Here is a 13,238-nt window from a genome sequence, read left to right as displayed (position 1 = left end):
AGCTCAACCACAAAGTACACAAAGGCAACCAAGGAACACAAGCTCAACCACAAAGTACACAAAGGCAACCAAGGAACACAAAGGAATTTTTAGAAGATTAACACTCTCTAAAAAAAATTTGTGGAACTTTGTAACCCTTGTGTACTTTGTGGTTAAGCTAGTGCACCTTAGTAACCCTTGTGTACTTTGTGGTTAAGCTAGTGCACCTTAGTAACCCTTGTGTACTTTGTGGTTAAGCTAGTGCACCTTAGTAACCCTTGTGTGACGGAAGGTTTAAATGAAAGTTTTCATACTCTACTTAAACCTCAAATATGAAATACTGTCCAGCACGGCTTTATCTCTTCATTTCGCCTATTTCTATGCGCTCCATCGGAGGCATCGGTATCTCTATCTCCACGATCTTAACGACCTGGAAATCGATAACGCTGGCATCTACGACCTGTCCTTCAGACGCATGGACCGAATATCCCTTCAACAATTTGAAATCCTCGATACCGTTTGATACCATCGCAGTTTTTTTACCGTACAATAATTTGATAGCCTCAAGCGTCAGAATGCTTTTATCCCGGGGATTTTCCGTGGTTATTATCAGCGAATAGTTTAGCACGAACTTCAGGTTCCTGGTCTCCGCTACCGCCCTTGCCACGTTATACCTGGCATGGACGCCGTCTTTGGCCTTTTCAGGAGCGGTCCGGAAAGATATCGATCCGGTAGCATAATTCACCATATAGTCATCCGGCTCGTTCTTTATCGTGCCGGGAGGGCTCTCGACGCTGATGAGCGGGTTCAACGGGGTACGAGAAAGCTGGAAATCTTTCTTTTCGCCGTCGGTGTCGAACTTTTCCATGGCCTCTTCCTTCTTTATAGTGGAAGAGCTTCCCATGCCCAGTTCTTCGATAACGTATTCGGTGCTGACCAGAGAGATCGACTTTTTAGGCTTCTTGGTCTTGAATTCCTCAATGACGATGTTCTCGGGGGAGATGAATTCAGATAAGCCTTCTCTAAGGTATCCAAGCAATATTTCGTCCACTTCTCTGATCATGTTATCACTCGCTTATTTTATTCAGGCTTAACTGCCAGCGGTTTCACCCTGGTCACGTAATGCATCACGTTCGCTATCCTCAGCGCGCAATCCGGATCCGAGTCCTTAAAGGTAATATACCGTATCTCCTTATCCGGGTCAGGGTTAACCAGGACATACCTGTACCAGAGCCTCTGGTTGGGGGACTGGAGGTATTCCACGTACGGGTTCTTACTACCCTTTGGCCTCAGGTTTGACCACTCGTGTATATACAGCTTTTCCGACGTGAACACTGACCCGTCCACGTACTCTATACTTATGACAAGTGCCTCTTTATCGCCGTTAGCCGCGCCGGACCAGTACGATATAATGTCAGCATAATCGCTAAGGCCGAACCTGCAGATGTCGCCGGTCTGCTGTGCTCCCCCATAGTACTGGCGCGTTATCAGTCCCATGACGTCCACGCCATAGTTGAAATCCTCCGTCACGCCTGTGCTCAGGGCGAATGACCTGCCTATCGGGCTCGGCAGCGCCGTGAGCGTGACGCTCCGCGTCATGTTCTCTATGTAGCTTTTTAGCGCCTTGAGCTCGTCAACGATCTTATTCCATTCGTCAGATCTTATAAGATCTCCCGGTTTCTTGTACATTGGCTCATAGTCCATTACTGGCATCCCTCCCCATTGATCAAAATAAAAAAATACATCAAATCACCTTTACTTCGGCTTTTACGCCGCTTGCTTTCACCGATTCCAGCATCTCCTGTAAATAATCCTTCCTCATGCCTGCCTTCATTAATATATGCTCAGGCACGCGAAGCTCAAAGGTAGCCGGCTGGTCAGCCACCCACTCAAATGTTACTGATGAGATTATGTCTATGGCAAAGACTGACTCGTCAAATTTCGTGCTGTCGAACACACCTATGTTCGCGCCCACCGCTTCCGTATATTTCCATGTCGTCCTCCTGCGCGGCAGGGAAGGCATCTTAGTCGTGGATAGCCTCGGCGTTTCATCACTCCCGTTGAGCGTCGCGACTCCGTCGCTTATTCTCAAAATGTCGCCATGGTGCATGTCGCCGGTGAAGGTTATCGATTCGCCTGTCGTGACATTAGTTATGGTAGGGTCGCTGATCCTCGCGTTCTCAGTCTCCACTTTAATCGTGATCACAGGCACCGTATCATTGATGTTCCTTGGATTCACTGTCCATTCTTTGCCTGCCCTCACATTCCATGTCTTGTTTAAAGCTACGGGAGGGTTCTCGATAATTTCGACAGGGTAGTCTTGAGGCAGCCCCAGTGTCACTCTGACAATTGTCTTGATCGCACCTATGGTCCCGCCTCCCTTGTAGCTGATGACCGCGGCCTTTAGCCTTCCCCGGTAATCATTATCCGGCTCGCCATCGTTCCTCCCTATCCTGAAGATAGCGCCAAGCCTGTCCAGGTCCGTGCCGCCTGCCGTATCGACCCAGTGGCAGCGCATTATTGCGATAAATTCTTTTTCTGACTCGTCCAGCCTCTTTCCGATAGAATCGACAGTGTTCGATATCAGGGACTCTTTATCCCAGTGCACGTAGAAATGCGGAAGCCTTGACGATATCTTCTCGGCGCTGGACATCTATCTAGTCCTCCACATATATCTCGAGCGTCCTGAGTTCGCCTTTTTCGTGAGGCATCACGTCGATATTCTCCTTTTTATCATTTATCGTAACATCTCTTGCGTCCCTGATGCCGCGCGGGCTTAACGCAGCCTTTATTATCCTGCTCATTATGACGTCCTCGCCTATCTCAAGGCCGCCCAGGTATTGCCTTATGATGCTTTCCACTTCATTCTTGACCTCGTTGCGGTCGACGTTCTCGACGACGACGATGGTGAGCTTTACATCAAGCGGTATGATGATCGGGCGCTTGAACTCTACCTTTATTCCGGCGGACCTTGTCTCTCCTATGACCTTCTCTATCTCTTCTTCGTCGCCTCCGCTGGCGATTATCTGCACGATGCCGGGGACTCCGTCGGGCTGGTCTATCACGACCACGTTGCCGGTTACTCCCTCTATGCCCTGTACCGCGGATTTAAGGGATTTTATGGTGGCTTTACCGGCCATCTCCAGCGCCCTCTTAGCCCGCTCCCTGAGCTCGTTATCATTTTCGGCCTCGGTCCCGTTCAATATGTCCTTCTTATTGATCACGTATTCTATGCCCACGAGCGGCTTTGGCATCATATTGATCGAGCCTGCGAAAACGTTGCCCTCTTTACCGGGCGTAAGCGCCATGACGGGCACCTCGACCTCCCACCTGCCCTCTGCGTTCCTTGTAAGCACCGACTGCTCTACTGTCCTGAACACCTTCACATTTTCAGGCCTTCTTGAATAGGTCGAAACGCGGGTGTCTATTGGTATCGTTATGGTCTCATAGGCAGCATAATCAACGTAAAACACTGAGCCTTTGTCGGGTTTTTTGCCCGCCGGGATCCAGATAAGCTTCCCTTCCGAGATCAAATAGTCCTTACCCTGCTCAAATCCCGCATTAGCTCCTTCCAGTGTGCCTTCGACGCTTTTTACGGCCTTTAACATGGGGTTTTTCAGCTCGTACCTGTCTTTGCCGTCATAGACGTGCGTCTCCCTCGACACCTCTATAGTTGCGGGCTCGCTTTTCCTTCCGAACGTAACCTCGCCGGTAGCGTACCCCGCCATCTTGCGGTTTACTCCGAGCAGCGCCGCGACCATGTCCAGCGATTTGCCGTTAGCCGTATCGATGAACGCGGAATTATAGACCTGGTTCATCTGCGCGTAAAGATAGTCCAGTTCCATCGCGACCGATTCTATAATTGTGCGCGTCACGCTGCCGGGATTAATATCGGTGATGCCTCCAGGCGCATCCATCATATAGTTTACAAAGAAAGGAGTTCCGTGGTCCGGTTTTTCGCCGCCGCCCAGCCATTCCACCATGTTATCTCCAAGCTTATAGTCGGTGCCTTTCCGGAACACGAAAGCTGCGCCTTTCACGATGCCTTCTATCTTCACGATGTCATACACGTTGGGATACGCAAGCCTGTATTTTGACCTGTTTCGCACATAATCTTGCTTTTCGTTCACCACTCCCCTGGTGATCTGTGATAGTATCGAGTCGGTTATCTCGGTGTAAGATTTTCTCACGAACGTCATTATCCCACCTCCAGGTAGAAGGGAAGTACAAGGTTCATCGGGACGCTGCTCTTTATGGGAACGACCGTTATGTCAAGCATCACGGCACCCGGATAATCTGTCATGCCCACGCTCAGGCTGACGATGTCCCTGACACGGGGCTCCTCCATGATACATTCCTTCGCGTACAGCCTTATCAGTTCCCTCGTCGTCTCGTTGTTCGGCTCCCCTATAAGTTCATGCAGCCGCGAGCCATAATATGGATGACCGAGGCTTGCCAGCTCGCCTTTTCTCGTAAGAAGCCGGTGCATCAGGGCCTGTCCGAGGTTCTCACGGCCCCTTGTGATCTCCAGGTCCCCTTTCTTGCTGGCCGTCAGGTCCGCGCCGGGCCCTACGAAATCGGGCCTGGTCTCGACCATTAGTTTAAGATCGTTTCCGTATAGTTCTTCATCCATCCTCATACCTCTTTTACCGGTCATCCGATCATTACCGTGCCTGCAGCGACCACTTTTCCGACCGGGAGGTCTACAGGGTCGTTACACGTCAGGGCAGTATCCCCTGCCCGTGCGGCCGGTTTTCCGTTTATCATTACAGTTGCGCTTCCGATCTGTATCGTGCCCATGTTCATCGGAGGCTTTGAAAAGCTACCTCCGGGCGGTATATGGACCGGGATGTTCATTGCCGTGCTGCCTACAGTGGCTGCCGGCTTGCCCTCGATCATAACGTTCGGGCTGACGTTACCGTTTATTGTGCCGTTGAACGGCAATGTGACCGGGCTCGGCGCGCCCGATGGAGTAATGATGATGTGCGTATCCATCGCCACTATCTTATCTCCGAGTTTCGCCGCAGGAAGTCCCATGATACCACCTAGTTAATATTGACCAGTGCGCCCTTTATGTCCACCTTCGCCGCTGCCTGCACCTTTGCGGTAGAGCCCGCCGTTATTTCTGTCGATGATCCTGACATTGTGCTTATGTTAGTACCGGAAGTGATGTCCAGGGCCTCGCCGGTAGTGATCGCGAGGCTTTTACCGACAGTCATATCGGTCGCTTCTCCCGAGGTCACTGAAAGGCTCTTTGCGGCGATGATGTTGATGCCTTCTTTGCTATCCATTTTTATGTTCTTTGCCTTAAGCTCCATGTCGCCGCCGGCCGTGATCGTCGTGTTCCCGCTGGAATTGACGACCAGCTTTGCGTTGGACTCTATAGTGATGTCCCCGTCCGTCTTTATGGTGACAACGGACTTCCCGACTTCGGCCTTAAGCCCGTCATCCGTGATAGTAAGGACGATGCCGTTAGGGAACTTCATGTTAAGCCTCCTGACGCCCTGCTTTTTATCATCAGGGGACTCGTATATTATCTCACCTGCATCATTTACAGGAGGCCTGTTTTCATCGTTGTACAGCCTGCCGAGGACTATCGGAGCGTTAATGTTCCCCTTGACAAAACCGATTATGACAAAGTCGCCCACGTTAGGCACGCTGGTAAAGCCGATATGCTGGGTGGCTACAGGGACTCTTCTAAGCTCAAGCTCCCTGTTCTTCAGCTTCACGTTACACTCATAATTATCATAGTCGCTATCGCTTGAGTGGGGGTAAATAGATGTGACTACGCCTAGCTCCAGAGTATGAATCTTTTTTGCCTCATCTTCGGCTATCTTTTTGATGACTTCCACCGCGCTCAACTATTTGCCTCCCCTGGCCTGTGATTCTATCTTTTCTATAAGAGACCTGACAAGGTCGCTGTTAGCCTGGTACTCCCGCTGCCTGTCCTCTATGCCGCTCTTGATCTTATCAGAGCTTGACCTGGCGTTTTTCATTGCACTTTTTACGTCATCAGAGCCCTGCTTGAACATAAGGTCCTTATTCTCGACGATCTTATTCGCCGCCTCCACCTTCTGTTTTGACGCGTCCATCGCCGCTTTTGCCTGGTCCTTTTTTTGCTTCATTATCTCGAAAGGCTGCATGGCCTTCATTTTGGCCTCTTCGGCCTGCGCTTTTTTCTGTTCTACGGGAGAGACGATCTTTTCCTTTGCAGAGCCGTATGCGTCTTTAGCGGCGTTTATCCCTGATTTTATATCTTCCAGCTTATCACCCATTTAGTTCCCTCCGCCGTCTTATGGCACATCGTAGACCGCCCATGAATGCTCGTACTTAATACATAGCTGCCCTCCCTCTGAGGACACCTTTATCCGATACCCCGTATCAAGGTTCCAGTTCCCCATGTATTCAAGAAGGTCGTCGCGCCCGGCTTTTCCGCTCCAGTAGTCAAGGGCTTTTATGCAAGCCTCTACGGCCGCCTTTTTCGCCTTGAAAAGATACGAAGGATAATTCTCCTGGCGGAAGCGGGTGACCATGCCCGGGTTAGGGTTCGTGGGAACCGGGCCGAGGGCAGTATCGTAGCCGATGTCGAGCACAAAGCTCCAGAAATTATAGTAAGAGACCAGAAGATATTCCAGTCCGTCAGCGGCATTCTTGCCGTCCGGGTACTCGCCGTACGTAGACATGAAGACCTCGTTGATCTCCTTGAAGAACTCCTTCGCGCGATCGGAAGCTTTCCCGATCCAGTTGGAGTCGTCGACGTAGTCGGACCAGCTATGGGATATGCCCGTAGTGGTGATGTCCTTGAGCCCGTAGTAGTGCTTCGCCATCCAGGAGTCCATGTTCACTTCGATAGTCTGGTGCGCCTCCTTGCTGGCGACCTGGTGATGATAAGCCCCCGCGAACGTGTTGACATAAGGATGGACTATAGCGTCCGCCATTATGTGGGTGATATAGCCTATCGTAAAGGCCATGATCCTCAGGCCCAGATCGCTGTCCTTATGTGTCTTTGCAAGGTCCACAAGATATGCTACGAACCTGCCTGAGTTATGATAGTGCGTAAGGTCGGCCCACCTGCTCTCGCCTTTATGCATGATCCTGTTATGCATGTAGCATATGTCCGGCCCGCAAGACCCTATGTACCCGTATTTTGTCAGGCCGCCGTCGGATTTACCCCTATATGGCGACGGGAACATCTTTGAGTCGTCCGTCTTAGGGTCCATCTTTCTCTCGTACTTAGGCTCGACCCTGAGTACCTTTGCAGCCTCCTCGCCATACTCGTCTATAAGCGCAAGCGCCGTCTCTCTGAACACAAGGAAATGTCCCAATACCGCAGGCATGATGTTCTCCCCTATTGATTTTTGAACGGGACCTCGAACCCGTCCATTATGCATTTCAGGATCTTTCCGTCACTGTCCATTGACACGATTATCTCGTTGCATCCCGGCCGTATCTTTCTTGTCTTAAGGTCTGTCTCGAACTCTTCGAACTTTTTGTACTTATCGTTCCCCGCGCCGAAGACCTTTTCAAAATCCTCTTTATTCAGCGTGCTTTCCCCGTCGCGGTATATGTAGGTCATGAGAGCCTGTTCCTCCGTCGCGTGCAAAGCCGGGTCTTTCTCAAGGCTGTTTAAAGACTTCAGGACGTTGCTGCGGGAGGGTTTTATGCCGGCCTCCCTGTGTGACGGTATCTCCGCGGAATATTCTATGGTCTTACCGTTATTGGAATTTTTTATGTCTATGCTCTTGTCGGGCTCCCAGCTTTCACTGAACGGCGAGCTGTCCGGGCCCGGCCTCTGGCGGTACTCACGCAGCACCATGGCCATGGCCTCTTCCGTCCGGTCAAGGTCGCCCATATCCACCTTGACAGATATTTTAGATGACGGCTCGTCCTTTTTTTCAGGCGGCTTCTTCGGGGACACCTTTCCCGGGTCGTTCACCTGCATTATCACTCGCTTTATTCCGTCGCCCATATTATCACCTAAAAGCTGACTCCCTCGCTTTCCGCCATCTTCCTGGTCAATGTCACAAGCTTTACGTCACCCGTCAGATCCCGGGGCGTCTCGTATTTTTCATACCATACGCCTACAAGTGCCCTGTTCAGAGCATTTCCTGTCCTCGGTCCCACCAGTCCATCCACGACCAGCGCGTTTCCCTCCCAGTCCTTATGTTTCTCCTGGAAGTCTTTTACCGCCTTCTCAGTCGCATCCCCAAAGTCTCCGTCGACGCCGTTCTTATCCGGGCCGTAGTCGCCCAGGTCATACCCCAGCGCTATCAGCATGTGCTGGACGTGCTCGACAAGTTCCTTGCGGTTATCCATCTTTTTCACCGGGCCTTTGCCGCCGTCGCTCTGATTCTTTAGCTCGAGCAGCTTATCATCGGGGATCGGTCCCGGGTTAACTTTAGGCATCTCCTGGTCTTTTCCTTCTTCGGCGCTCTCCCCCGGCGTTAAAGTGACCTGTTTTCCCCCGGGCACGATACCTTTTTCCTTAATGTACCCGTCGCTGTCCGAATTACCTTCCCCGACAGTCCCGCCGTTATCGGCAGAATACTTATACGGCCTGTCAGCTATAGGGTCCCAGCTCCCGTCGACCAGCCTTACTCTCTCGATGCCCCCGGGCATTATATCGGGCACGGTATATTCCTTGACCTCTTTTTTCTCGGTCGTCTCCCCGCCTGAACCTTCAGTCATTTTATTCCAGCCCCGCCATCTTCTTCGCCTCGATCACTTTATCCCTGGCCTCGTTATATGACTTCTTGACCTTCTCCAGGGATGTCATAGCCTCTTTCTTTGCTTCCTCGGCCTTCTTCACCGACTGCGAATACTTCTCTTCGGCCTCTTTGACGATGTCTTCGGCCATCTTTTTCGCTTCGTCTATCTGTTCCTGTATCTCTTTGGTGATCTCATCGAGGTTCTTTTTGGCCTCGTCGACGTATCCCTTCAGTTCTTTTTCCGCGTCGTCGATGCCTTTCTTCACTTCCTCTGCCTTGCCCTCGATCTCTTTGACCTTATTATCGATATCTGCTATCTTTTCCCGGACCTCTTTTTCGATCTCTTCCGCCTTTTCGCTGACGCCGCTTACGACATCCTCTATGGCCTTCTGCTTCTCGTCGATCTCCTTTTTCAGGTCCTCAGCCTCTTTTTCCAGGCGCCCTATCTCCTTCTCCATGTCAGGTATCTTCGCTTTATCAGCAACGCCGACGCCCTCAACTTCCCCGGTGACGGACCCCTTCGCGTCTTCCAGTTCCTTCTTTTTGTCCCTGGCCTGCCTGATGGTCTCATCCATTTTTTCCTTCGCCTTGTTCAGGGCGTCCTCGAGCTCCTTTTGTTTCTCGGCCACTTTTTTCTTTACATCTTCGACTTTAGCCGATGCCTGGTCCGCCAGCTTCTTACCTTCTTCCTTTAGCTTCGTTAGCTCGCCAGCATATTTATCCGCCTGTGCCATCGCCTCTTTCTTGTACTCCTCGAACTTTTTCATTTTTTCATCGATGGCGTCCTGTATCTTTTTCTTCTGGGCCTCAAGCTCCTTCTTTAGCTCATCGGCTTTCTTGAGGGCTTCTCGCGCCGCCTCCAGCGCAGTGTTCTTAGCTTCCTCCGCGGCCTTGATCATCTCTTCCGCACGCTTATCCATCTCGGATATTGCATTGTTGATCTCTGCGAGCATTCCTTCCAGAGCGGCCTCACCCGACTCTACGGCGTCCATCAGCTTAAGGCGGCTTTCTTCCATCGCGCCCTGTGCTTTTTTCAGCTCTTCCTCAAGAGGCGAGGGCGGCTTCGGAGGAGCGGGTACGGCAGGCGGCGACATGAGCGCGGGCTCGGACGGGGAGATAGACACCTTCTTTATCCATCCCGCAGTGGTGATAAGCCCCTCTGCACCACTGAAGATATGGCTCATGCTCCGGACCTCGAACTCTCCGTTGATGCGGCTGTCGGGCATTTCTTTTATCTCTATTGTATCGCCAGGCGCGACACGCGTATTGCCCAGAGACCGGATAGTGCCTTTTAAAGGCGTCATCAGCGACTCGAGCTTAGCTACAGCCACCTTATCCGCGGTGTCCTTATCCCGTATCCGGGCATCTTCCATTGTCAATACCGTGCCGCCGTTCCCGGCGATGCCTTCGACGACCTTTTTTGACTTTAAATGGGACGTGTTAGCGCCTTTGAAGCTTGAAGGGCTCTCCCCGTATACCTTGACCGAAGTCGCAGGAGGAGTAAGCTCGTTCGCTTCCGCTTCCAGGACGTCTCTGCCGTACTTGAACGGCCGGGGTGTTTTCCTCTCGTATTTTTTGAAGACGAGCTTTCCGTCGCCAGTCAGGTACAGGTCGAACCCGCAAAGCTGCGCAAGCTCATGGATATGAGTGTAAACGTTTTTTGAGTCGTCTATCGAGTACATGGGAAAGCTTATCCCGTCAGAGGCTTCCTTTACCGCAAGTCCCGCCCTTCCTGCCATGTCTTTAACCATCGCGCCGGCAGACTGGTTTTCATATACCTGGTTGATTTTCGCGTCCGTAAGAAGCGACATCAGGCTGAACCCGCTGACTATGACCTCGCTGATCTTTGGTTCCACCGTGTTGACAGTCCCTGTCAGCACTTTATTCAATGCCCCGTCATAGCCAAGCTCTATCTGCACGGGGTCGCCTTTTTTAATGGAACTGCTCTTAGAGTCCTTCATGAGCGTGATCTTGAACCGGTCCAGCGGCACGTCCATATCCAGGTCTACGTAGATGCTGATGATCTCTCTCAGCCGGGACGAATCATAGGTCGCTGACCCGATCTTTACCTTATATGCCGGACTCTGCATTTCTTTCACGCTTCAAAAGAGGCTCTATGTCCCCTCTTTTTCTTTCTTGCCTACCGTGAGTTCCCGCTCAAGGCCTTCGTAGCCTTCGGCGTTGACGGTGATCATGTATTTTCCTGGCGGCATGTTCTCGAACCTGTACTTTCCTTCTTCGTCTGTTTCCGCGTTGTATTCGCCGTCATCGCTTTTTAGTAATACGCCGGCCCCCTTTTTCGGGTTACCGTCCGGATCCAGCACACGGCCTGCGACGACGTTTATTGAATCGGCGATCTCTTCAGCCTTTTTTTCTGCCCATTCCTCCGCCTGATCATCCTGCGAAGGGGGAGTGGTGGGTTCCGGAGGCGGCTCTTTGTATTCCCTCAGGATTATGGAGTAAGAGTATTTTCCCTGGATTCCTGCCACATCCTGGATCTTAAGGTCCTCTATTATCACTTTCGTAACGTCCGCGGAACCCGAGACGTCGGATGTGAACGGCAGTGCTGTTCCCTGTTTGAACTTTGAACGGATCGCCTCAAGCAGGCTTTTCGCGTTTTTACCCTGAAAAGCCCCGTCGAAAGATATCCGGACGGCGGCCCTGCCGAGGTTCTGGAAAACGCTGCCTTCCATGCCGGGCACCTTATGCTCTACGATGCTGCGGCTGTCGCTCGTGCTGATGTTCGATACGCTCCTGACCTCCATCTGGCGGCCGGATTCGCTTTCGCCGGCCTTGATAAGAGAGATGCCGTCCAGCTCTATGTTCATTATATGCCTCCGTATCGCTTTAGCTCTTCAGAGAGTATGACGCCGATCTTTTTACCCAGTTCTCTCAGCTCGTTCTCGTCATTTCCGCTCTTCACGTTGACCGTGATGTTAAAAGTGCTATAGAAATTGGATGTCCTTGCCGCCTGCTCGGGCCGAGAGAGCCCGGATGTCCCCTGTATCATTTGTAAAACAGTGTCCATGGCACGCGGCGCTGTCGTGAGTGAAAACTCTTTACTTTCCGACCGGTAATACGGCGCCATCATAGTGATGCTGTTTATATCCGGTGAGCCTGCGGCCTGCAGCGCTCCTGACGCGGCTATCATTAGAGAGATCCCGTTCGCCGTTTCGCCCCCGGGGATATTACCGTATATGGGCACCATATTATCGATAAGGCGTATAGACTCGGATCCCGCGCTCAGCATCTCGGCCACAGGATTAAAAGCCATGCCGGAAATGATCTCATTTTCAGAGAACATGGCAGTCTCTCTCAACTCGTTGAGCTTTGATATTTCAGCCATGTAGCTGTACATGGCGCTCATCGTGCCGGAGATCGGCTTTATTGACATCGGCTGCTGTAGCTTTGTACCTGAGATCTCGGTCTTCTGTATACGCTCATCTACAAGATGGCTCCTGTACCCTGTATCGATACGCTGTGACGACGCTATCGCCTCATTTAGCCTGGCGGCATTCATGGACGCTTCTTCCGGCGGCCCTGAAGTCTTTCTCCTCGGGACGAATGCCGGGACATCGATGCTTTTTCCGGAGCTGATAGACGAATGGGCGGCACTTCTGGAAACCTCCTCGCTAAATGCCCGGGATATTTCCGATGCCGTATGTTCGCCTGTGAAGATGCTTTTTTCATCCAGGACTTTCCGTGCGATCTCTGTAATAGCGCTATCAACCGAGCTTTCCATTACTTTGTTCCTGACGGCTTCCAGCTCGCTGATCATCGCCGCGGACTGCTTAAGCTCCTCGCTGACCGCCCTGGCGTTCATTATTTCTGAGGCGTTAATCCGGCTCTCTGCAGACCCTGTTTCCCGTATCTTATCGATGCCTTCGACATTTTCGGCTTTTATCAATAACTCATGATACCGTTCCGTAAGGCTCTCGATGCCTGACTTCAAAATATCGGGTTCGGACTCATGCCCGGAGAAAATAGATGTGATGCCGGATGTCTGGCTTTCGAACTTTTGCAGCGACTCCCGTACGCTCATCGCCGTCGAGTTTATGTTTATAGAGCCTATGTTGACGCTCTGGTCATAAGCCTGAGAAGATGCGGGCATATCCTTTCCGGATAATGGCTCTTCTTCCGCGGCTTCGGGCATCGGCATCCTGAACTCCACAAGCGGAAATACCATGCCTGAAAGCTGTTCGTTTAGGTAAAGCGCATCTTCGAGAAGAGACCGGATAGTATCCTCTACCTCCGCCATCGCGGGAAAGACATCGCTATGGCTGAACAAGTCTAACCTGCAGGCTTCTTCCAGGAGAGTGTCTATGGCTGTCATAGGGCCCTATTCGTCAAGATCCGCGTCGTCAGAGAATATGAACGTCGTGGCCCCCGATTCATCAGACCTTGCCACTGCCACCTTCTCAAGCCTGTTGACCAGTGCCGCTACGAGAAAATTTATCTGGGGCCGGGTAAGGTCAGTAGGTGCGGCGGCGAGCTTATACCCGTAATCCAGGCATAAGGCCGCCAGTTCCTGTCCTTCGGGAGATTCCACGA

Annotated in this window: 15 protein-coding genes; all 15 read right to left on the bottom strand. The window is 51.7% G+C overall.

Annotated features, from left to right (window positions below; genetic code table 11):
* Positions 1-334: 334 nt before the first annotated feature.
* The 15 genes from CUJ83_RS04905 to CUJ83_RS04835 are packed head-to-tail and all read right to left on the bottom strand — an operon-like array spanning position 335 to position 13,236.
* Positions 335-1,042: a hypothetical protein gene (locus CUJ83_RS04905; protein WP_230741166.1), complete on the bottom strand. Its 708-nt coding sequence runs from the start codon at positions 1,040-1,042 to the stop codon at positions 335-337.
* Positions 1,043-1,059: 17 nt separating this feature from the next.
* Entirely contained in the window at positions 1,060-1,692 is a 633-nt protein-coding gene (locus tag CUJ83_RS04900; protein ID WP_230741165.1) for a hypothetical protein, read from the bottom strand.
* Positions 1,693-1,723: 31 nt separating this feature from the next.
* Positions 1,724-2,632, bottom strand: coding sequence for a hypothetical protein (locus CUJ83_RS04895; protein ID WP_230741164.1), 909 nt, complete (start codon positions 2,630-2,632; stop codon positions 1,724-1,726).
* A 4-nt stretch (positions 2,633-2,636) separates the two neighbouring features.
* Positions 2,637-4,178, bottom strand: coding sequence for a baseplate J/gp47 family protein (locus CUJ83_RS04890; protein WP_230741163.1), 1,542 nt, complete (start codon positions 4,176-4,178; stop codon positions 2,637-2,639).
* Complete coding sequence (locus CUJ83_RS04885; RefSeq protein ID WP_230741162.1) at positions 4,178-4,612, bottom strand: GPW/gp25 family protein; 435 nt, start codon at positions 4,610-4,612, stop codon at positions 4,178-4,180. The genes CUJ83_RS04890 and CUJ83_RS04885 overlap by 1 nt, the downstream gene beginning before the upstream one ends.
* 20 nt (positions 4,613-4,632) lie before the next feature.
* Positions 4,633-5,016: a PAAR domain-containing protein gene (locus CUJ83_RS04880; protein WP_230741161.1), complete on the bottom strand. Its 384-nt coding sequence runs from the start codon at positions 5,014-5,016 to the stop codon at positions 4,633-4,635.
* 8 nt (positions 5,017-5,024) lie between these two features.
* Positions 5,025-5,831 carry a phage baseplate assembly protein V gene (locus tag CUJ83_RS04875; RefSeq protein ID WP_230741324.1) on the bottom strand — a complete coding sequence of 269 codons (807 nt, stop codon included), beginning with the start codon at positions 5,829-5,831 and terminating at the stop codon, positions 5,025-5,027.
* 9 nt (positions 5,832-5,840) lie between these two features.
* Complete coding sequence (locus tag CUJ83_RS04870) at positions 5,841-6,254, bottom strand: hypothetical protein (RefSeq protein WP_230741160.1); 414 nt, start codon at positions 6,252-6,254, stop codon at positions 5,841-5,843.
* An 18-nt stretch (positions 6,255-6,272) separates the two neighbouring features.
* Entirely contained in the window at positions 6,273-7,316 is a 1,044-nt protein-coding gene (locus tag CUJ83_RS04865; RefSeq protein ID WP_230741159.1) for a zinc dependent phospholipase C family protein, read from the bottom strand.
* A gap of 11 nt (positions 7,317-7,327) precedes the next feature.
* Positions 7,328-7,948: a hypothetical protein gene (locus CUJ83_RS04860; RefSeq protein ID WP_230741158.1), complete on the bottom strand. Its 621-nt coding sequence runs from the start codon at positions 7,946-7,948 to the stop codon at positions 7,328-7,330.
* An 8-nt stretch (positions 7,949-7,956) separates the two neighbouring features.
* On the bottom strand, positions 7,957-8,667 hold the full coding sequence (locus CUJ83_RS04855) for a peptidoglycan-binding domain-containing protein (RefSeq protein WP_230741157.1): 711 nt from the start codon (positions 8,665-8,667) through the stop codon (positions 7,957-7,959).
* Between the two features lies 1 nt (position 8,668).
* The gene (locus CUJ83_RS04850) at positions 8,669-10,777 is read right to left on the bottom strand and encodes a phage late control D family protein (RefSeq protein WP_230741156.1); all 2,109 of its coding nucleotides are present in this window, start codon (positions 10,775-10,777) and stop codon (positions 8,669-8,671) included.
* 24 nt (positions 10,778-10,801) lie between these two features.
* Positions 10,802-11,515 carry a carboxypeptidase regulatory-like domain-containing protein gene (locus CUJ83_RS04845; RefSeq protein WP_230741155.1) on the bottom strand — a complete coding sequence of 238 codons (714 nt, stop codon included), beginning with the start codon at positions 11,513-11,515 and terminating at the stop codon, positions 10,802-10,804.
* Complete coding sequence (locus CUJ83_RS04840; RefSeq protein ID WP_230741154.1) at positions 11,515-13,020, bottom strand: hypothetical protein; 1,506 nt, start codon at positions 13,018-13,020, stop codon at positions 11,515-11,517. Before CUJ83_RS04840 ends, CUJ83_RS04845 begins: the two co-directional genes overlap by 1 nt.
* Positions 13,021-13,026: 6 nt before the next feature.
* Positions 13,027-13,236: a hypothetical protein gene (locus CUJ83_RS04835; RefSeq protein ID WP_230741153.1), complete on the bottom strand. Its 210-nt coding sequence runs from the start codon at positions 13,234-13,236 to the stop codon at positions 13,027-13,029.
* Between the last annotated feature and the right edge of the window lie 2 nt (positions 13,237-13,238).

Source organism: Methanooceanicella nereidis, assembly GCF_021023085.1.
GTDB lineage: Archaea > Halobacteriota > Methanocellia > Methanocellales > Methanocellaceae > Methanooceanicella > Methanooceanicella nereidis.
The sequence above is the reverse complement of the archived record's forward strand: the minus strand, read 5'-3'. Positions and strand labels throughout refer to the sequence as shown.

What these genes read in the sequence shown, in the direction of transcription:
- CUJ83_RS04845 (WP_230741155.1), bottom strand. Translation starts at nt 11,515, where the DNA reads ATGAACATAGAGCTGGACGGCATCTCTCTTATCAAGGCCGGCGAAAGC.
- CUJ83_RS04865 (WP_230741159.1), bottom strand. Translation starts at nt 7,316, where the DNA reads ATGCCTGCGGTATTGGGACATTTCCTTGTGTTCAGAGAGACGGCGCTT.
- CUJ83_RS04880 (WP_230741161.1), bottom strand. Translation starts at nt 5,016, where the DNA reads ATGGGACTTCCTGCGGCGAAACTCGGAGATAAGATAGTGGCGATGGAT.
- CUJ83_RS04895 (WP_230741164.1), bottom strand. Translation starts at nt 2,632, where the DNA reads ATGTCCAGCGCCGAGAAGATATCGTCAAGGCTTCCGCATTTCTACGTG.
- CUJ83_RS04885 (WP_230741162.1), bottom strand. Translation starts at nt 4,612, where the DNA reads ATGGATGAAGAACTATACGGAAACGATCTTAAACTAATGGTCGAGACC.
- CUJ83_RS04850 (WP_230741156.1), bottom strand. Translation starts at nt 10,777, where the DNA reads ATGCAGAGTCCGGCATATAAGGTAAAGATCGGGTCAGCGACCTATGAT.
- CUJ83_RS04890 (WP_230741163.1), bottom strand. Translation starts at nt 4,178, where the DNA reads ATGACGTTCGTGAGAAAATCTTACACCGAGATAACCGACTCGATACTA.
- CUJ83_RS04840 (WP_230741154.1), bottom strand. Translation starts at nt 13,020, where the DNA reads ATGACAGCCATAGACACTCTCCTGGAAGAAGCCTGCAGGTTAGACTTG.
- CUJ83_RS04860 (WP_230741158.1), bottom strand. Translation starts at nt 7,948, where the DNA reads ATGGGCGACGGAATAAAGCGAGTGATAATGCAGGTGAACGACCCGGGA.
- CUJ83_RS04900 (WP_230741165.1), bottom strand. Translation starts at nt 1,692, where the DNA reads ATGCCAGTAATGGACTATGAGCCAATGTACAAGAAACCGGGAGATCTT.
- CUJ83_RS04855 (WP_230741157.1), bottom strand. Translation starts at nt 8,667, where the DNA reads ATGACTGAAGGTTCAGGCGGGGAGACGACCGAGAAAAAAGAGGTCAAG.
- CUJ83_RS04870 (WP_230741160.1), bottom strand. Translation starts at nt 6,254, where the DNA reads ATGGGTGATAAGCTGGAAGATATAAAATCAGGGATAAACGCCGCTAAA.
- CUJ83_RS04905 (WP_230741166.1), bottom strand. Translation starts at nt 1,042, where the DNA reads ATGATCAGAGAAGTGGACGAAATATTGCTTGGATACCTTAGAGAAGGC.